Raw genomic sequence first — 19,701 nt, 5'->3', positions numbered from 1 at the left:
ATGCCGCGTTCGCCCAGGGCGTACCGGTGCCAGACAGGAGCAGCTGTGCATTCGACGCGCAACGTCAGGACCGGAAGCCTGAACAGCAGGAATGGCGGCCCCCCGTTCCCGCCATCCCTGCTGTTCAGGAACCTGGCGCCGGTGTCCGATCGGGTGTTTTCGCCGATGGACCGCAGCGGGTTCGGTCCGCGCGGCGCGCGCAACCGGCTGCGGGTCGCAGGCTTCGTCTGCTGCACCGGTTCGCCCGGAATGTGGGGGCCGGCTGCGACCTCGAGTGCGCAGCTTGCGGTCGCCGACATCAACCGTCGCGGCGGCATCCTCGGTCGCGAGATCGAGCTCTCGGTCTATGACGCCGGCGGGCCGATCGAGGACGTCCGCGACCGCGCCGAGCAGGCGATCGCGTCCGACGACGTCGATCTCATCATGGGCATGCACACCAGCGCGGTGCGCGTCGCGTTGCGCAACCTGATCACCCGCAGCAAGATCCCCTACATCTACACGCCGGTCTACGAGGGCGGCGAACGGACACCGGGCCTGATTGCGATCGGCGAGACGCCGCGCTGGCAGATGCGGCCGTCGATCCACTGGCTGGCCGAGGCCAAGCGCGCCGCGCGCTGGTACCTGATCGGCAGCGACTATGTCTGGCCATGGCAGTCGCACCGCGCGGTCAAGCGCTACATCAAGGAAACCGGCGGCCTCGTGGTCGGCGAGGAGTTCGTGCCGGTCGGCGAGGACGATCACGCGGCGCAGCTGGAGCGGATCCGCGCCGCGAAGCCCGATGTGGTGCTGATCTCGCTGATCGGCACCGACAGCGTGACCTTCAACCGCGCCTTCGCTGATGCCGGGCTCGCCGCCACCACGCTGCGCCTTGCCGGCTGCGTCGACGAAACGGTGCTGCTCGGCATCGGTGCCGACGGAACCGAGAACCTGTTCTGCGCCTCCGGCTATTTTCCGGGTGTCGGCTCGCCCGCCGGCGACGATTTCCGCGACCGCTATCGCGCGATGTTCGGTGCGTTCGCGCCGCCGGTTGGATCGTGCGGCGAGTCGGCCTATGAAGGCTTCTGCCTGCTGGAGGCTGCCGCCAACCGCGCCGGCACGCTGGAGACGCGGCCGCTGCTCGCGGCGGCCGACAACCTGGTCTATCGCGGCCCGCGCGGTCCGGTCACGGTGCGCAGCGGCCATGCCAGGATGCCGATGTATCTTGCGGAAGCCGACGGCCTCGACTTCAGGGTGATCAAGTCGATCTGAGGCTTTCTTCACCTCTCCCGCTTGCGGGAAGGTCGCATCGCATCGAAGATGCAAAGCGGGTGGGGCTCTCCCCACGCTACGATTCGGGGGTAGCATCCCACCCGACCCTCCCCGCAAGCGGGAGAGGGAGCGTTGCGAAATAATACTTGAAAAGGAAAATATTTCCGTTTTCAATACAACGGGCGGGGTGGGCGGTTCGCGCAGGACATTGCGCAGCCGCTGCTCCGTGCCGAGGGAACATCCAAAGATCAAAAGCTTCAGGAGAGCGCCGTGACCGTCGTCCTTCCCACGCCAACGCAACTTCGTGCCGTCGCCGAGCAGTGTGGCCTGTCCCTGACCGAAGAGGACGTGGCCTCGTTCCGAGGCCTGATGCAGGGCTCGATCGAGGCCTACAACCTCGTCGCCCAGATGCCGGACGAGGTCCCCGAAGTGAAATATCCGCGCACGCCCGGCATTCGCCCGGCGCCGGAGGACAACAAGCACAACGCCTGGTACTGCAAGTCGACGGTGAAGGGCGCGGCCTCCGGCAAGCTCAAGGGCAAGACGGTGGCGCTGAAGGACAACATCATGCTGGCCGGCGTGCCGATGACCAACGGCTCGTCGACGCTGGAAGGCTTTATTCCCGATTTCGACGCCACCATCGTCACCCGCATGCTGGATGCCGGCGCCGAGATCAAAGGCAAGACGCATTGCGAGCATTTCTGCCTGTCCGGCGGCAGCCACACCGGCTCCTACGGGCCGGTGCACAATCCGCACAAAATGGGCTATTCGGCCGGCGGCTCGTCGTCGGGATCGGGTGTCGTGGTGGCACTCGGCGAGGTCGACATGGCGATCGGCGGCGACCAGGGCGGCTCGATCCGCATGCCGTCCTCGTTCTGCGGCACCTACGGCATGAAGCCGACCTGGGGCCTCGTGCCCTACACCGGCATCATGCCGATCGAGATCTACGTCGACCACACCGGCCCGATGACCGCGAGCGTCGAAGACAACGCGCTGCTGCTGGAAGTGCTGGCAGGCGACGACGGCTATGATCCGCGCATCAAGGCGCCGAAGGTCGAGGAGTACACCAAGGCACTCGGCAAGGGCGTCAAGGGTATGAAGATCGGTATCCTCAAGGAAGGTTTTGAGCAGCCGACCGCGGAAGCCGCCGTCAACGAAAGCGTGCGCGAGGCGGCGAAGCGCTTCAAGGATCTCGGCGCCAGCGTCGAAACCGTATCGATCCCGATGCACATGGCCGGCGGCGCGATCTGGACCCCGATCGGCACCGAAGGCCTGACCCAGACCATGATGTTCGGCGACGGCTACGGCCTCAGCCGCGGCGATCTCTATTCGACCGCGCTGATGGATCACCATCGCGGCTGGCGCCGGCAGGCGGATTCGCTGTCCGAGACCACCAAACTGTTCATGATGCTCGGCACCTACATCAACAACAATTTCGGTCCGCGCTTCTACGGTAAGGCGCTCAACATCTCCCGTCGTCTCGCCGCGGCTTACGACAAGGCCCTCAAGGATTACGATCTCCTGCTGATGCCGACCACGCCGATGAAGGCGACGAAGTTGCCCGAGGTCAATGCCAGCCGCGAGGAATATGTCGCGCGCGCGCTGGAGATGATCTCCAACACCGCGCCATTCGACATCACCCATCACCCGGCGATGTCGCTGCCCTGCGGCATGGTCGATGGTCTGCCGGTCGGGCTGATGCTGGTCGGGCGGATGTTCGAGGAGAGCACGATCTACCGCGCCGCGCATGCCTTCGAGCAGGCCGGCGACTGGAAGAAGATGTGAGGCGCCGCTTGTCGCAGACGCAAGGTCGACGGATGGAACACCATGGCTAGCACCTTTGCCGCGGTGTTCGAGATCGTGAGCTTCGGCGCCATCATCGTGCTGGTGGTGCTCGGGCTCGGCATCATCGCCAGCATGATGGGCATCTTCAACTTCGCGCAGGGCGAATTCGTCCTGCTCGGGGCCTATGTCACCTATCTGGCCTACGCCCATGGCGCGCCGGTCTGGGTCGGCATGGTCGCCGCGCCGTTCGCGGTCGGCGCGCTCGGCTTCGTGCTGGAGGCGCTGATCATCCGGCGTTTCTACGCGGCGCCGATCGTGGCGATGCTCGGCACCTATGCGCTCGGCCTGATCATCCGCGAGAGCGTGCGCGGCCTGATCGGCGGCTTCTATCTGACGGTGCCGGAGCCGATCGGCGGTTCGATCGACCTCGGCTCGGTCCACATCTCGGCCTGGCGCTTCACCATCATCGTGATCACGCTGCTAGTGATGGGCGGCTGCTATCTCTTGCTGGCGCACACCTCGTTCGGGCTGCGCGTCCGCGCCACGCTGGAGAACCCGGCGCTGGCGCGCGCGTCGGGCATCTCGACGCCGCTGATCTATGGCGCGACCTTCGCGTTCGGCGCGGCGCTGGCCGGGCTTGCCGGCGCGCTGATCGTGCCCGTGTTCAGCCTGTTTGCCGATCTTGGCATCCGCTTCCTGATCCAGGGCTTCGTCGCCGTGATGGTCGGCGGGGTCGGCTCCTTCATCGGTCCGGTCGCCGGCGCCGGCGTGATCGGCACGCTCAGCGCGGCGCTGCCATGGGTCATGTCGCCCGTCGTCGCCGACGTCCTCGTCTTCGTGCTCGCCATCGCCTTCATCAAATTCCGGCCGCAAGGCCTCATTGCTGGGAAAGGGGTCTAATCACCATGTCGAATGAACGCATGAATCTGACGCGCCGCCGCTTCATGAGCAATTTCGCCTTCGCGACCGGCGCGCTCGCGACCGGGGTCGGCAGCTGGGTGGTGAGGCCCGATTGGGCCAACGCCGCCGAGGGTCCGATCAAGGTCGGCATCGCGACCGACCTGACCGGCCCGATCGCCTATGCCGGCAATGCCGACGCCAACGTCGCCAAGATGGTGATCAAGGAGATCAACGCCGGCGGCGGCCTGCTCGGCCGGCCGCTCGAGCTCTACATCGAGGACACCGCCTCGAACGAATCGGTCGCGGTCGGCAATGTCCGCAAGCTGATCCAGCGCGACAAGGTCGACATGGTGCTGGGCGGCATCACCTCCTCGATGCGCAACGCGATCAAGGACCCGATCGTGGCGCGCGGCAAGACGCTCTACATCTATCCGCAGCTCTACGAGGGCAAGGAGTGCACGCCCTACCTGTTCTGCACCGGGCCGACGCCGGCGCAGCAATGCGACACCTTCATTCCCTGGCTGATCAAGAACGGCGGCAAGAAGTTCGCGCTGCCGAGCGCCAACTATGTCTGGCCGCACACGCTCAACATCTATGCCCGCAAGGTGATCGAGGACAATGGCGGCGAGGTCGTGTTCGAGGAATACTACCCGCTCGACCAGGTCGACTTCTCGGCGACCGTCAACCGCATCATCTCCAACAAGGTCGACGTGGTCTTCAACACCGTGATCCCGCCCGGCGTCGGCCCGTTCTTCAAGCAGCTCTATGAAGCGGGCTTCCTCAAGAGCGGCGGCCGGCTCGCCTGCGTCTACTATGACGAGAACACCCTTAACATCAATCAGGCCAACGAGATCGAAGGGCTGGCAAGCTGCCTCGACTATTTCAAGGTGCTGACCAAGGAGGATCCGTTCAACGCCAAGCTTCAGGCGGCGTATGAGAAGGATTTCCCCGGCAACTTCCTGTTCGCGGCCGGCAGCGCCGCCACCGGAACCTATCGCGGCCTCAAACTGTGGGAGGCGGCGGTCAAGGAGGCCGGCAAGGTCGACCGTGACTCGGTTGCGGCCGCGCTCGATCACGCCAAGATCGCCGAAGGGCCCGGCGGACCGGCCGAAATGGTGCCGGGCAAGCGTCACTGCAAGATGAAGATGTACACCGCTGTTGCCAAAGGCGGGAACTATGAGATCGTGGCGCGCAGCGACGGTCTTGTTGATCCCAAGGAATGCTGAGCGATCAATGAGTGGAGCAAGAGAGGCCGTCGCACGCATCAGCGAGGATGTCGTGACGGGTGAGGGTACACCGGCCGCAAGCGCGCCGGCGGGACAGGCATCGGCAGGATGGAAGGTCCTGCCGATCGTGGAAGGACTGGTGCTGCTGATCGCGCTGGTCCTGCCATGGGTTCTGCAGGACTATCTGACGGTGTTCGCCACCCGCGTGGTGATCCTCGCGCTGTTCGCGCTGTCGTTCGACCTGGTGTGGGGCTACGCCGGCATCATGAGCTTCGGCCAGGCGCTGTTCTTCGGCGCCGCCGGCTACGGTGTGGCGTTGCTGGCTCGCGATCTCAACGTCACCTCGATCCTGCTGGTCCTGCCCGCCGGCACCTTGATCGGCCTTGCCGCGGCGCTGCTGCTCGGCGGCTTCCTGCTGCTCGGGCGCTATCCCTCCAGCGTGATCTTCGTCTCGCTCGGTACGCTCACGGGCTCCTACGCCGCGGACCGGCTGGCGCGCGGCTGGTACTATCTCGGCGGCCAGAACGGCATCCCGTCGATCCCGCCGCTCACCCTCGGCAGCTACGAGTTCGAGGAAGGGCCGATCTACTATTACATGGTGCTCGGCATCCTGGTGGTGGTCTATCTGCTATGCCGCTTCCTGGTGCGTTCGCAGTTCGGCCTCGCGCTCGCCGGCCTGCGCGAGAACGAGCAGCGCATCGCCTTCTTCGGCTACAAGGCGCAGCATCTGAAGGCGATCATTTTCGCGATCGGCGGCACCATCGCCGGCCTGGCCGGCAGTCTCTATGCTTTCCACGAGGGCTTCGTCTGGCCCAACATGCTGGGCGTCGTGTTCTCGACCCAGGTCGTGCTCTACGTTCTGTTCGGCGGCTCCGGCACGCTGATCGGCGCCGTGATCGGCACCGTGATCATCGAGGGCGTCTCGTTCTGGTTGTCGGACAATTACCGCGATGTCTGGCCGATCATTCTCGGCGTGCTGCTCTTGCTCGTGATCATGTTCCGCCCGCTCGGACTGATCTCATTCGTGCTCGGCGAGCGAGAGCGGGTCGGCAGTTTCGGCAAGGGACCCAACAAGGCAGCAAAAAAGGAGACCGGCAATGCCGCTCCTTGAGGCCTCGGGGATCAGCAAGGTGTTCGGCAAGCTCACCGCGCTCGACGGCGCGGCGCTGACCGTCGGCGAGAACGAGTTTCACGGCCTGATCGGCCCCAACGGCTCGGGCAAGAGCACGCTGATGAAATGCGTCGCCGGCGCAGAAGTCCCCACGACCGGCAAGGTCTCCTTCATCAACACCGACATCACGGCGTTCACGCCGACCGAGCGCGCCCGCGCCGGCATGAGCCTGAAATTCCAGATCACCTCGGTGCTGCCGACGCTGACGCTGTACGACAATATCCTGCTGGCGTTGCAGGCGCACTCCTCGCTGTTCGACCTCGTGCTCTCGCGCACCCGCAAGAAATTGCACGATCAGGTGATGACGATGTTGACCCAGTTCCGTCTCGCCGATCGGGCGCATGATGCGGCGGCGGCGCTGTCGCACGGCCAGCAGCAATGGCTCGAGATCGCGATGGCGCTGGCCGGAAAGCCGCGGCTTCTGCTGCTGGACGAGCCGACCGGCGGCATGAGCCTCGAGGAGCGCCGCGTCACCGGCGAATTGTTGCAGCCGATCAAGCAGCATTGCTCGCTCGTCATCGTCGAACACGATCTCGATTTCATCCGCGATATCTGCGACCGCCTCACGGTGCTCGACCAGGGCAAGGTGCTGGCGTCGGGGACTGTCGCGGAAATCCAGGCCAACAGAAACGTCCAGGAGATCTATCTTCGCCGTGCCTGAGCAAACCTTCCTCGATATCAGGCATCTCGATGCCGGTTATGGCCGCAGTCAGGTCCTGTTCGATGTCAACATCGGCATTCCCTGGCGTGGCGGCGTCGCCGTGCTCGGCCGCAACGGTGCCGGCAAGACCACGCTGATGAAGACCATCGTCGGCGAGCTCGCAAGCTCGCAGGGCGAACTGTTCTTCGACGGTCGCGACATCACCCGACGCCGCACCGAGGAGCGGGTGCGCTCCGGCATCGGCTATGTGCCCCAGGAGCATTCGGTGTTCGCCCGCCTGTCGGTGCGCGACAACCTCGCGGTCGGCTCGCTGTTCAATTCCGACGCCGGTGCGGTCGATCGCGTGCTGGAGATCTTCCCGAAGCTCGGCCAGCGCCTCGACCAGCCGGCCGGCACGCTGTCCGGCGGCGAGCGCAAGATGCTGGCGATCGGCCGCGCCATGCTCGGCAATCCGAAGCTGCTGCTGCTGGACGAACCGACCGAGGGGGTCTGGATCGGCGTCATCGAGGAGATCACCGAGCGGCTGATCGAGCTCGCGAAGGATATTTCCGTCGTGATCGTCGAGCAGCATCTCGACCTCGCGCTGCGCGTCGCCGACTACGCCTATGTGCTGGACCGCGGCCGCGTCGCGCTGCAGGGCGAGGCGGGGAAGGTGCGGAGCGATCCGGAATTGTTGCGCTATCTGGCGCCATAGAATCCCGGGTTCCCGCAGGAACGAAGGGCTCTTCCTGCCGTTAGGCCGCGGGAGGACTTCACCGATGCGCTATTTTTCGATCGCAGCCCTTTTCGTCGCTGCCGTGATGAGCAGCGGTGCCGCACTGGCACAGCACTCCGGCACCAAAGCGGAACAATCCGCATGCTCGCGCGATGCGCAGCGCTTCTGCCGCAAAGATCTCGGCAATGACGGTGCCGTGCAGAACTGTCTTCAGACCAATCGCGACGGCCTGAGCCGAAACTGCAAGAAGGTGTTTGAGAGTCACGGCATGTAGCCGTCACTTGCCGGTCGCAGCGGCAACTCCTTGTCGGTCTGGCGCGGCGACGTTCCGTCGATGCGCTCGACGAGGTGTGCCCGCGAGGGCGCAGGGTCAAACCGATCAGCGAAGTACTGCGTCTCGTGGATCACCTGTCCGTCGCGGAATTCCATGATGCTCACCACGTAGGACGGCCGGTCGTCATAGGTGAGGATGTATTGGGTGATCCAGACATCGCCGCCGCCGATCATGCGCCGGATCGCGAAGCGCTTCTTGTTCGGCTGAACCCTGCGGCTCTCCTGGATGTTGCGCCGACCCCGGATCCGCTCGCCCGATTGCGGATAGTCAAGCACGGCATCCGTGGCATAGATCTCATGCTCGCGCTCGAAATCGCTCGCGTCCGAAGCCTCCCAATGGCGCTCCAGCGCCGCGCGTACGGCTCGATCGTCCATCGCAACCTCCCGGCTTTGCCCGCGTGCATCATCTCACGACCATCCAGGTGCAGTTGGCAAGAGTTCTTATCATTCTCGGGAGCCCAATTGTGCATCGGGATGACGAAGGAAACAGGCGAGGTCCCTTGCATCCGAGTTGCCCGTCGGCTCATTTTGCCGCGCGGCGTCGCGTGCGGCGTGCTACAGCTTCGGGATCAACAGGGGCATCGCATGACATCGACCGTCGACCTCGCGAAACTGCACATTGATGACTTCACGCCACATCAGGGTGCGGAGTTCGAGATGCAGGCGGCCGATCGCGTCGTAGTGCTGAAGCTGGCCAAGGTCGAGCCCGCCGGCAACAGCGGCCGGCCGGGCGGCGCGTTCTCGCTGCTGTTTGCGGGGCCGAAGGGTGCATGGCTGCCGCAGGCGATCTATCCGGTGCGGCATCCGGCATTGGGCGTGATCGAGATCTTCCTGGTGCCGATCGGTCCGACTGCGGACGGCAACGGCTATCAGGCGATCTTCACCTGACCATCTGCCGCGCGCCAGCGCATCAGATCATAGACGCCCTTGTCTTCCTCGGTGACGAAACCGAGCCGGCGATAGAGCCGCATCGCCGGATTGAATTTCTCGACATGGATCGAGACGTCCTTGCCGGCGGCCGCCGCCTCGTCCATCGCATCGCGCAGCAGCGCCGCGCCGTAGCCCTTGCCGCGATGCGCCGGCATGAAGGCGATGTCGATGATCCGGTGCTGGCTCGGCCAGCGCTCGATATAGATCCGGCCGATGTCCTCGTCGCCATGCGTGATCACGAGCCAGTCGGCGTCCGGATAGTATCGCTGGTAATGCGCGTGCTGGGCGCGGAATTGCTGATCGAGAAAGGCTGCCTTGTCCGCCTCGCTCCACGGCACCGGCGCCAGCTCCTCGGCGCGGGTCGAGGCATAGAGCCGGCCGACGAACGGCAGATCCGCCTCCGCCAGACGGCGAAAGCGGCAACCGGAAGCCGCCGCGCGCCTCCAGCCGAACGCTGGTGCGGGCGCGGTGTCTGGTCCGTCGAGACCCAAAACGACCTCAGCTGCGCGGCGGGAAAACGCCTTGCAGCGCGATGCAGAAGTTCAGCGTGAGGTAAGGCTGCATGTTGTTGTGCGGAAGGCTACCGCCCGTCATGCCGATCATGGCGACGTTCATCTGCGTCAAGGGCGGCGACGAACTGCCGGGCACATAGGCGAAGGCGTTGGCCGATTTGCCCAGGATGCGGGTCGGGCTCGGAACCTGGACGTCGGCGACGTCCTGCGTACCCACGTTCACAAGGTGATTGTGAAGCGGTATCTCGGATTGCAGCAGCGTCACATTGGGAGAGCCGGTGGTCTCTCCGAGGTCATACGGCGACAGCCCGGGGCCCTGTCCGGGCGCCAACGGTGCGTTGCCCTGCATGTTGGGAAGCGCGAAGGTCGCCTTGCCGTCGCCGCCATAGGTGGTGCCGAGCAGCGAAAACAGCGCCGTATTCTGCGAGATCGGCATGACCTGACCGCTGCAAAAGGCCCAGCCGGTGGGGGCGAAGTTGAACGGAAAGATGCGGATCTCGGCGACAAACTGGTCGGACATGTTGTCACGCGCTCCTAGCTCTGGCTCGGGAAGATGCCGAACAGCGAGATGATGAAGCCGACGCAAAGGAGCGGCTGCAAATTGTTGTGCGGCTGGCTTCCGCCGGTATTCGTCAGCATTCCGCTCGCCATCGGGCCATCGGGCGGCTGGCCGTCGATATACATGGCGATCGTGCCGGTGGTCTGATCGAGAATGTTTCCTTGCGGGTTCGACCCCGTGCCGGTCGCCTTCGAGGCGATGAAGGCGTGCGAATGCTGCGGGATCGTTTGTGTCGTGAGCGTTACGTTTTCGACGCCGCCCGTCTGTCCGATGACATAGCCCGTGCCGCTGCTGCCGGTGCCCATATGGAGCGGCAAACGGCCGCGCAGATCGGGGACTGCAAAGGTCGATTGGCCATCGCCGCCATAGGTGGTGCCGATCAGATTGAACAGCGTGTCGTAACCGGAGATCGGCAACAGGCTGCCGTCACAGAAATTCCAGCCTACCGGGGCAAAATTGCCGCCGAACATGCGGATTTCGCCTACAAAAGGTTGTGGCATCGGCGCTTCTCGTTAGTTCTGCGAGGGGAAAATGCCCTGGAGGGCAATGCTGAAATTGAGCGTCAGGTACGGTTGCATGTTTTGATGGGCCTGGCTGCCGCCGACATTGCCCACGGTTTGGGGATTGAGCGGGGTGACGTCGGTCGTCGAGGTGCTGTAGCCGTTGTTGAAGGCTCCGAGATAGGCGCCCGAATCGATCGGCTGGCTACCGTTGCTGTTGGTGGCGTTGGCCAAATGATTGTGCTGCGGCATCTCGCCGATCGTGAGCGTGTGGCTCTCCTCGCCGCCGCGTTGGCCGAGCGGGTAGCCGGCGCCGATGCTGATCGGCACCCGGCCGCGAAGGTCAGGCAAGCCAAAGGTGGTGCGCCCATCCCCGCCATAGGTCGTGCCCAGCAACGAAAACAGCGCCTGGCTCTGGTTGATCGGCATCAACTGGCCGTTGCAGAGCGCCCAGCCCTTTGCGGCAAAGTTGAACGACATCATGCGGATTTCGGAAAGATATGGATCGGCCATCGGTTCTCCGCGAATACGTCGTAAGATTTGTGAAAAATACGAGACAATGATGCAGCGTCGACAACATGTGCACGATAACGTGTTTTCCACGGAGTGCAACCTCAACGATTGTGCCGCGTCGGCAATTTTCTTCAATCGCCGGTCGAGCGTGGCGTTCGAGCCGCGATCGCTGGCGCCGAATTCTTCTCGGCTGAGCTCCACGTCATGAAATCGACATCCGAGAGCGCCTCCCGCGCGACGATCGGAGTTGTCCGCTAGAGCATGATCCGGAAAAGTGCGGAGTGGTTTCCGAACGGACCATGCTCAACCAGCGAGTTGAAGCGCGACGACGCTTCAACCTGATCTCATCGCGCATTGCGCAATCCGGATTCGATCGCGCTGAAGCAACAACGCCTGCCGTCGCGATTCGGCAGGCCTTCCCTTGATCGATGTTGTCCTGGTCGATACGGCGTCCGATCAGACGATCAGATCATGATGCAACTGGGTCTGGACGTGATTGTCGATCGGTGTGCCACCCATCGCAGCCAACACTGTCTCGTGACCGGCCCATGGGTTGCCGGCATCGGAATGCCCGCTGAACAGATCCGACAGCACCTGCGCGTTCATCCCGTGGCTTGGGTCGGCCTGCGCCTGGGCGAATGCCGAGAAGTTGAAGCTCTGGCCCACCGCCGTGCCGGCAATCGGCGTGCTGGCCTGCTGCTCGCTCGGCGCCACGGTGCTCGACGCGAACACGAAGTTCTGCTGGGTCCCGCCGGGGTCCATGCTGTGGTCCTTCGGGAGGTCGGCCACGGTCGGCAGCCGGCGCTCGCCGTCGGCGAGATCGATATACATCAGGTCGTTGGTATCGGATGACGACGTCAGGTCGGGGAGACCGAGCACGTGTCCCAATTCATGGACCACGGCGGTCAGCAGATCGAGATGACCCGCTGCCGCCGTCGACGGATCGGTTTGCAAATTGGAGCCGGACGCATTGAGCGCGTGGGTGAACTCCGAATTGTCCGACGGTGTTGGATCGACGAACCAGCCGTGGCCGGCGGCATCGGTATCGATCGTAATATGGCCGGCGCTTTCCAGGCCGACGATCTGGCCGGCGAGGTCGGCGACGCTGAAGGTGACGGCATGCAGCGCGGCGAGCTGACCCGCGCCGGCCCCTGCCTTCGCCCATAGCGCAATGGCTGCCGATACGACCGAGTCGAGCTCGCCCTGCGTCAGATGGGTTTCGCCGGCGGTCGCGACAGCGGCCTGCACGCCGCCGTCCGCAGCGAGGATAGGCGATGCGCCGAACCCGTTGGTGCTGCCTGCCGTGACGCTGAAGGTCGGTGCCGTGGCGACCGTGTTATGCGCCAGCACATAGGCCGAGATCGCGGCGGTATCGGTCGAGCCGCCGCCGTAGGACGAACCGTCGCCCGCGTGCAGGCCGACGGTGGTGTCGAAGCGATCGCGCAGCCGGATATCGGTGCCGCCATTCGCGCCCGAACCGAGGAACTGATTCTCCTGGGCGCCGGTGCCGCCCAGCGTCAGCGACACGCTCTGCGCGTCGCCCGCAGTCGTGCCCGCATTCAGCTCGAAGCCATGATTGCCGAACGTGCCGGGGTTGGACGCTGTGTTGCCCATGACGATCGCGGTCAATCTGGCGTTGCCACCGTCGACCGCGTCGCCGGTCTGCAACTCGATGCCGTCGTTGTTGTACTGATACAGATGGTTGTTGGTGATCGTGACGCTGGAATTGGCTCCGCCCATGGTGACGAAGCCGATGTCGCTGCCCTGCACGGAGCCGCTGTTGGCTACGCCCGCGACGCCGATCGTGTTGGAATCGATCGTGCCGGTAAACGAGCTTGCACCCGATCCCGTGCTGATGCCGAGCGCCGTGCCGACAGCATCGCGCATGGTGTTGTTGGCGATGTTGAAGGTCAGGTTGGCGTGGTCGTTGGTCCCGCCGGAACTGATGGTGATGCCGCCGCCACCCGAAGTGATGTTCTGGTTGTTGTTCGAGAAGCTGTTGCCGAGCGCGGCGGTCGCGCCGCCCAGCACGAGGTCCGAGCTGACGCCGCCGTGCAGATCGAGCTGGAACAGGTCGCCGCGCGCCGAGGTGAAAGTGTTGCCCTGAATCGTGGCGTTGAACGTTCCGTCCGTGGCCTGGAACAGCAGGGCATCGCCCGACGAATTTCCGGCCGCGGAATTGGTGGCAAAAGTCGAGCCGGTGATGGTGATGCGGTTGAGCGTCTGACCGCTGTTATTGAAGACATGGAACGCATCGAGTGCCGCGCCCGTGAAGGTCGAGTTCGTCACCGAGGCCGTACCGGACAGGCCGGTGAAATAGACGTCGCCTTCGCCGATGCCGCTGACGCTGGTGCCGTTGGTGCCGGTCACCGTCGTGTTGCCGAGCGTAAAGCCGGTGACATTGGTGCCGACGATGCCGTAGTTCTGGAAGTCGTGCATCGCCAGGTAGGAGACCTCAACGTCCTTGGTGTTGTTCAGGTAGATGCCGCTGCCCTGCGTCGTGCTGCCGTCGGCGCCGGTCTTGTTGGCGATGGTGCCGCCGCTGCCCGCGGTCGAGCCGTCGCCGGTGACATGCAGGCCGCCATTGCCGGCGGCCGTGCCGGTATTGGAGAGGATGATGCCGTTGCTGGACCCGCCACTCGATGTGATGCTCCGGAAGGTGATGTTGCCCGAGCCGATATTGGTGTTCTCGACGTCGAGCGCGGTGCCGGTGCCTGATGTGATGGAGTTGGCGGTGCCGGTTAGCGTGATGGTGCCGCCATGGGTGAAGCTCATGCCGGTGCCGCTCGAGGTCTTGACCGTGATGTCGGACATCGTGAGGGTGCCGACATTGTTGCCGTCGTCGCTGATGCCGATGCCGGAGCCGGCCGAGGTGTCGATGCTGACGCCGGTGATGGTATGGCCCGTCGTGCCGAGCAGGTCGATGCCGTTGTCGGCGCCGGTGACATGGATCACCGGATCGCTGCCGGAACCGGTGTTGGCGGTGACCACTTGGCCGGTCACCGGATTGGTGAACTGCAAAGTATGGCTGCCGCCGATCAGGTTGACGCCGTTGGCGAGGTTGATGCCGTTGGCTTCGGAGTAGGTGCCGGTGCCGTGCTCGAGCACGACGTAGTCGCCGGAGCCTGCCGGATTCGCCGCGTTGAAGGCCGCGATCGAGGTGTAGGGATCGTGCTGGGTACCGAGGTTGAGGCTGGTGCCGCCGGTCGAATTGTCGATGTAGAACACCTGCGGGACGACGCCGACATGGAAGGTCTGGGCGCCCGATGAGAGCGGTCCGCCGGTGCCGGTGTGGCCGTTGTCGCTGACGTTCAGCGTCACCGTGTCGGTGCCGGTGAAGCCGTCGTCGCTGTTGTAGGTCAGCGTCGCCAGCGCAGTGTTGACCTGCGCGGCGGTTCCCGTGAGCGTGACGGTGTGGCTGCTGTTGTTGGTGAAGCTCGCAAGACCTGTGGTGTCGAACGTCAACGCCGCATGGCCAGAGCTGATCGTGGCCGTGACGGTGCTGGGGTCGGAATCGACGTCGGCGACGGACAGGCCGGAGATCGCGAGATTGGTGTGCGAGAATGCGGTGCCGATCGAACTGTCAGTCGGAACCGACGCGGTGGGCGCGTCGTCCACCGCAGTGACGCTTCCCGTCGTCGATGCGGTCCCGGTGTTGTTGCCGCCGTTCGCGGTGCCGCCGTCGTCGTGCACGGTCAGCGTATAGGATCGCGCGGTGGTGTCGGGATTTTCGCTGGTGTTGTTGAACTGGATCAGGTCGAGCGCCGCATTGTAGTGCGCAAGCGTGTCGGTACCGGTGAAGCTGATCGTTTCGGTGCCGGCGGTGCTGGTGATATCGAAGTGGATCCCACCGATATCGCCGCTGGTGCCGGCATGACCTGCGATCGAGAGCGCGTCCGACGGCTTCAGATTGTTCAGCACGAAGGTCGCGTCGGTAACGTTGTTGCCTTCGGCGTCCGTGATGGTCAGGTTCGGCGTGATCGTGACCGGCGTCGAGTTCGCCGCCGGCGTGCCGTTCGGCGGCTCGGTGAAGCCGGCGATGGCGCCGAAGCTGATCACCGGCGCGTCGTTGACCGGCGTGACGTGGATGGTCGAGGTCGAAATGTTGCTGTTGGCCGAACCGTCATTGACCGTGAAGCTGACGGTGCGGTCCGCGCCGGACGGGTTGTCGCTTGAGTTGAAATAGGTGATGGAATCGAGCGCGGCCTTGTAGTTGGCGACGCTGGAGGATCCGGTCAATGTCAGCACGCCGGTCGCAGCGTTGTAAGATCCAGTGATGCCGTTCTGGTTGACGAACCCCAGCACATCCTGGCCGGCGGCGAAGCCGCCGGTGATCGCAATCGTCGCGCCGGTCAGGTTGGCGCTGTCGACATCGGTCACGTTGACCGAGGCGTCGATCACGGCCGCAGCCTGGTTTTCAATATAGTTCAGCGTGCCGCCGGCTGACGTGACCGGCGGGTCGTTGACCGGGGTGACGTTGATGGTGTCGGTGACCGGCGTGGAGTTCGCGGCGCCGTCATTGGCGATGATCGTGACGGTGCGTGCGACGCCAGACGGGTTGTCGCTGGTGTTGAAATAGGTCACCGAGGCCAGCGCGGCCTGGTAGGCGGCGACCGTGTCGGTTCCGGTCAAGGTGAGCGTGCCGGTCGCTGCATCGAACGTGCCCGTGATATTGGCGGTGTTGACGAAAGCGAGGATATCCTGGCCGTTGGCGTAGTTGCCGGTGATCTGCACCGTCGCGCCGGCCAGCGTGGTGTTGTCGACGTCGGAGACGGCAATCGCCGGGTCGAATGCGGTCGCGGCCTGGTTCTCGGTGTAGTTCAGGGTGTGGCCGGCGGTGACCACGGGCGGGTCGTTGACCGGGGTGACGTTGATGGTGTCGGTGACGGCCACGCTGTCGAGCGTGCCGTCATTCGCGGTGATGGTGACGGTGCGCGCCAGCCCGGACGGATTGTCGCTGGTGTTGTGATAGGTCACCGAAGCGAGCGCGGCCTGGTAGTTCGCGACGCTGGAGGAGCCGGTCAGCGTCAGCGTCCCGGTTGCGGCATCGAACGAGCCGGTGATGCCATTCTGGCTGGTGAAGGCGAGCACATCCTCGCCATTGACGTAGTTGCCGGTGATCTGCACCTTTGCGGACAGCAGATTGGCGTCATCGCCGTCGGACACGGTGATCGCCGGGTCGAATGCGATCGCGGCCTGGTTCTCGGTGTAATTCAGCGTGTGGCCGGCGGTGACGACCGGCGCCTGGTCGACGACCACGCCGATGGTGAAGGTCTGCTGGCTGTGCAGCGTGCCGTCGCTGGCGTCGACCGTGATGTCATAGGATGAATCGGCAACGTTGATCTTGCTGGGATCGGTAACCGTGACCTTGCCGGTGGTAGGGTCAATGGCAAAGGCGCCGCCGGAGGTGTCGCTGCCTGCCACGATGGAATAGGTCACCGGGGGTCCGTTGACGTCGGTCGAGGATGCCGTCAGGTTGACATAGCTGCCGACCGGGGCGCCGACCGCGACCCGGTTGGCGCCGGGGTCGCTGTCGCTCGGCGTCGATGGCGGAACATCGATCACGGCGATGGTGAAGGTCTGCGTGCTGGTGCCTCCGGCACCGTCGCTGGCCTGCGCGGTGATGGTGTAGCTGCCGCCCGAGCTTTCGAAATCGATCTTGGTGGAATCGGCGACGGTGACGACGCCGGTGGTGGCATTGATGGTGAAACCGCCGCCGGAGGTGTCGCCGACCAGCGAATAGGTCACGGCCGGGCCGTTGACGTCGATCGAAGACGCAGTGATACCGACCGTCGAGCCGGCGGCCGCGCCTTCGGCGATCGAATTCGCGGTGAGGTCGGCATCGACCGGCACTGGCGGCGGGGCGTCGTCGACGGCGATGGTAAAGGTCTGCGAGGTCGCCAGCGTCCCGTCGCTGGCCTGCGCGGTCACCGTGTAGGAATGGGTCGGGCCGCTGCTCTCGTAGTCGATCTTGGTGGGATCGGAGACGGTGATGACACCGGTTGTCGCATTGATGGTGAAGCCGCCGCCGGAGGTGTCGCCGATCAACGAATAGGTGACGGGCGGGCCGTTGACGTCGGCCGACGATGCGGTCACGCCGACCGTGGTGCCGGCGGTGGCACCTTCGACGACGTGGTTAGCGGTGGCGTCGCTGTCGACCGGGACCGAGGGAGCGACGTCGCTAACGGCGATAGTGAAGGTCTGTGAACTCGACAACGTGCCGTCGCTGGCGGTCGCCGTCACCGTGTAGGAATGGGTCGGGCCGCTGGTCTCGTAGTCGATCTTGGTCGGATCGGAGACGGTGACGACGCCGGTGGTGGCATTGATGGTGAAGCCGCCGCCGGAAGTGTCGCCGGTCAGCGAATAAGTCACGGCCGGGCCGTTGATGTCGGTTGCGGACGCGATGATGCCGACGGTGGTGCCGGCGGCCGCGCCTTCGGTGACGCTGTTGGCGGTGAGGTCGCTGTCGACCGGCGTCGACGGTGCGACGTCGGTGACCGCGATGGTGAAGGTCTGCGAACTCGCGACCAAGCCATCGCTGGCCTGCGCCGTCACCGTGTAGGCATGGCTCGGGCCGCTGCTTTCATAGTCGATCTTGGTGGGATCGAAGACGGTGATGACGCCGGTCGCGGCATTGATGGTGAAGCCGCCGCCGGAGGTGTCGCCGATCAGCGAATAGGTCACCGGCGGGCCGTTGACGTCGGTCGACGACGCGGTGACGCCGACCGTGGTGCCGACAGCCGCGCTTTCGGCTACCGCGTTGACCGTTGCGTCGGTGTCGACCGGGGTCGCCGGCGGTGCGTCGGTGACGGCGATGGTGAAGGTCTGCGAGGTTGCGAGCGTGCCGTCGCTGGCCTGTGCGGTCACGGTGTAGGAATGCCCCGGGGCACTGGCCTCAAAGTCGATTTTGGTGGGATCGGCGACGGTGATGACGCCGGTCGCGGCATTGATGGTGAAGCCGCCGCCGGAACTGTCGCCGATCAGCGAATAGGTCACGGCGGGGCCGTTAACGTCGGTCGACGACGCGGTGATTCCGACCGTGGTGCCTACGGCCGCGCCTTCGACGACGTGGTTGGCGGTGGCGTCGCTATCGACCGGCGTCGATGGCGCGACGTCGGTGACGCCGATGGTGAAGGTCTGCGTGCTGGTCATCGTGCCGTCGCTGGCCGCGGCGGTGATGGTGTAGGCGTGGCCGGGTGCGGTCTCGTAATCGATCTTGGAAGGATCGGCGACGCTGATGACGCCGGTCGTGGCATTGATGGTGAAGCCGTGGGCATCGCCGACCAGCGAATAGGTCACGTTGCCGCCATTGATATCGGTGGCGTGCGCGGTAATCCCGACGGTGGTGCCGATGGCCGCGCCTTCGCCCACCGAGTTGGTGGTGGCGTCGGTGTCGGTCGGCGCCGATGGCGGGGCGTCGGTAACGGCGATGGTGAAGGTCTGCGTCGACGAGGTCGCGCCGGCGGTCGCGTGAACCGTGATGGTGTAGGCGTGGCCGGGCGCGCTCTCGAAGTCGATCTTGGTCGGATCGGCGACCGTGACGACGCCGGTATTGGGATCGATCTTGAAGCCGCCGACGGAGGAATCCGATGTCAGCGAGTAGACGGTCGGGGGGCCGTTCGGATCGACCGCCGAGGCGGTGATGCCGACCAGCGTGTTGGCGGCGGCGCCCTCGACGATGCTGTTAGCGGCGGAATTTGTGTCGACCGGCGTAGACACCGGAAGGTCATTGATGTTGATCGTGAAGCTCTGCGAGCTGACGCCGCCATGGCCGTCGCTGGCCTGCACCGTGATGGTGTAGGCGTGGCCCGGCGCGGTCTCGAAGTCGATCTTGGTGGAATTGGCGACGGTGACGATGCCGGTATTGGGATCGATCTTGAAGCCGCCATTGGAGGAGTCGGCTGTCAGCGAATAGGTAACGCCTGGGCCGTTGACGTCGGCAGACGATGCGGTGATGCCGACCAGGGTGTTGACGGCCGCGCCTTCATTGACGGCGTTGGCGGTGGCATTGCTGTCGACCGGCGTCGATGGCGGCGCGTTGCTGACCGCGATCACGAAGCTCTGCGAGGAGACGAAGACGCCGTCGGTGGCCTGCACATTGACGACATAGCTGCCGCCGGAGCTCTCGAAATCGACCTTGGTGGGATCGGCGACCGTGACAACGCCGGTGTTGGGGTCGACCTTGAAGCCGCCATGCGAAGAATCCGAAGTCAGCGTATAGGTGACGGGAAAGCCGATCAGGCTGTCGCTGTGCGCAGTGACGCCGACCGAGGTGTTGACCGCTGCGCCTTCAACGACGGTGTTGGCGCCGGAATTGGTATCAGTCGGCGGCGCCAGGAAGCCCGAGACCGGCGGCCACGGCGTGCCAGGAGGGCACCCGAGGTAGAGATATTGCAGACCATACGTGTTTGCGAATGCCTGCGCGGCCGGATCCAGCACGATATTGCCGCTCGGATCGAGGTGAAGTTCCGGGCGCGTTAAACCCCCGATTGTATAAGCAGGTATGGTCGTCATGAGCACTCCCGCGACCGGCCGGAAAGCCAATCAGTATTTACAATTGTTGGGGACGATGACGTGTGAAGCCGTTCACACGCTGAAGTTGATCACCCGCGACAGGCGGTCGCGCCGAGCCGCCTGCAATTCGGGAA

The 19,701-nt window shown here is 64.6% G+C and carries 15 protein-coding genes; 9 read left to right on the top strand and 6 right to left on the bottom strand.

Annotated features, from left to right (window positions below; translation table 11 throughout):
- Window positions 1-45 precede the first annotated feature (45 nt).
- From ACVIW0_RS37675 to ACVIW0_RS37640, 8 genes are all read left to right on the top strand, one after another.
- Window positions 46-1,248, top strand: a complete 1,203-nt coding sequence (locus ACVIW0_RS37675; protein WP_461356832.1) for a substrate-binding domain-containing protein — start codon at window positions 46-48, stop codon at window positions 1,246-1,248.
- A gap of 270 nt (window positions 1,249-1,518) precedes the next feature.
- Window positions 1,519-3,033: an amidase gene (locus ACVIW0_RS37670; protein WP_461356831.1), complete on the top strand. Its 1,515-nt coding sequence runs from the start codon at window positions 1,519-1,521 to the stop codon at window positions 3,031-3,033.
- Window positions 3,034-3,075: 42 nt separating this feature from the next.
- On the top strand, window positions 3,076-3,933 hold the full coding sequence (locus ACVIW0_RS37665; RefSeq protein ID WP_461356830.1) for a branched-chain amino acid ABC transporter permease: 858 nt from the start codon (window positions 3,076-3,078) through the stop codon (window positions 3,931-3,933).
- Between the two features lie 5 nt (window positions 3,934-3,938).
- Window positions 3,939-5,159, top strand: a complete 1,221-nt coding sequence (locus ACVIW0_RS37660; protein WP_461356829.1) for a substrate-binding protein — start codon at window positions 3,939-3,941, stop codon at window positions 5,157-5,159.
- Window positions 5,160-5,166: 7 nt separating this feature from the next.
- Window positions 5,167-6,270 carry a branched-chain amino acid ABC transporter permease gene (locus ACVIW0_RS37655; protein WP_461356828.1) on the top strand — a complete coding sequence of 368 codons (1,104 nt, stop codon included), beginning with the start codon at window positions 5,167-5,169 and terminating at the stop codon, window positions 6,268-6,270.
- Complete coding sequence (locus ACVIW0_RS37650) at window positions 6,257-6,991, top strand: ABC transporter ATP-binding protein (protein ID WP_461356827.1); 735 nt, start codon at window positions 6,257-6,259, stop codon at window positions 6,989-6,991. The genes ACVIW0_RS37655 and ACVIW0_RS37650 overlap by 14 nt, the downstream gene beginning before the upstream one ends.
- Complete coding sequence (locus ACVIW0_RS37645; RefSeq protein ID WP_461356826.1) at window positions 6,984-7,685, top strand: branched-chain amino acid ABC transporter ATP-binding protein; 702 nt, start codon at window positions 6,984-6,986, stop codon at window positions 7,683-7,685. Before ACVIW0_RS37650 ends, ACVIW0_RS37645 begins: the two co-directional genes overlap by 8 nt.
- Window positions 7,686-7,749: 64 nt before the next feature.
- Entirely contained in the window at window positions 7,750-7,980 is a 231-nt protein-coding gene (locus ACVIW0_RS37640; RefSeq protein ID WP_461356825.1) for a cysteine rich repeat-containing protein, read from the top strand.
- On the opposite strand, the gene ACVIW0_RS37635 is transcribed toward ACVIW0_RS37640, so the two are convergent.
- The gene (locus ACVIW0_RS37635; protein ID WP_461356824.1) at window positions 7,968-8,414 is read right to left on the bottom strand and encodes a nuclear transport factor 2 family protein; all 447 of its coding nucleotides are present in this window, start codon (window positions 8,412-8,414) and stop codon (window positions 7,968-7,970) included. The two genes, ACVIW0_RS37640 and ACVIW0_RS37635, sit on opposite strands and share 13 nt — an antisense overlap.
- A gap of 210 nt (window positions 8,415-8,624) precedes the next feature.
- Here ACVIW0_RS37635 and ACVIW0_RS37630 point away from each other — a divergent pair, with 210 nt between their 5' ends.
- Window positions 8,625-8,927 carry a DUF6916 family protein gene (locus tag ACVIW0_RS37630; protein WP_461356823.1) on the top strand — a complete coding sequence of 101 codons (303 nt, stop codon included), beginning with the start codon at window positions 8,625-8,627 and terminating at the stop codon, window positions 8,925-8,927.
- Here the strand turns inward: ACVIW0_RS37630 and ACVIW0_RS37625 are convergent.
- The 5 genes from ACVIW0_RS37625 to ACVIW0_RS37605 form a co-directional block, all read right to left on the bottom strand.
- Window positions 8,909-9,460, bottom strand: coding sequence for a GNAT family N-acetyltransferase (locus ACVIW0_RS37625; protein WP_461356822.1), 552 nt, complete (start codon window positions 9,458-9,460; stop codon window positions 8,909-8,911). The genes ACVIW0_RS37630 and ACVIW0_RS37625 overlap by 19 nt on opposite strands.
- A 7-nt stretch (window positions 9,461-9,467) precedes the next feature.
- Entirely contained in the window at window positions 9,468-10,001 is a 534-nt protein-coding gene (locus tag ACVIW0_RS37620) for a phage tail protein (protein WP_461356821.1), read from the bottom strand.
- Between the two features lie 14 nt (window positions 10,002-10,015).
- Window positions 10,016-10,540 (bottom strand): phage tail protein, encoded by a 525-nt coding sequence (locus tag ACVIW0_RS37615; protein ID WP_461356820.1) that lies wholly within the window; start codon window positions 10,538-10,540, stop codon window positions 10,016-10,018.
- A gap of 12 nt (window positions 10,541-10,552) precedes the next feature.
- Complete coding sequence (locus ACVIW0_RS37610) at window positions 10,553-11,053, bottom strand: phage tail protein (protein WP_461356819.1); 501 nt, start codon at window positions 11,051-11,053, stop codon at window positions 10,553-10,555.
- A gap of 456 nt (window positions 11,054-11,509) precedes the next feature.
- Window positions 11,510-19,567 (bottom strand): cadherin domain-containing protein, encoded by an 8,058-nt coding sequence (locus ACVIW0_RS37605; RefSeq protein ID WP_461356818.1) that lies wholly within the window; start codon window positions 19,565-19,567, stop codon window positions 11,510-11,512.
- Window positions 19,568-19,701: the final 134 nt, after the last annotated feature.

The organism is Bradyrhizobium sp. USDA 4454 (assembly GCF_054822705.1).
The sequence above is the reverse complement of the archived record's forward strand: the minus strand, read 5'-3'. Positions and strand labels throughout refer to the sequence as shown.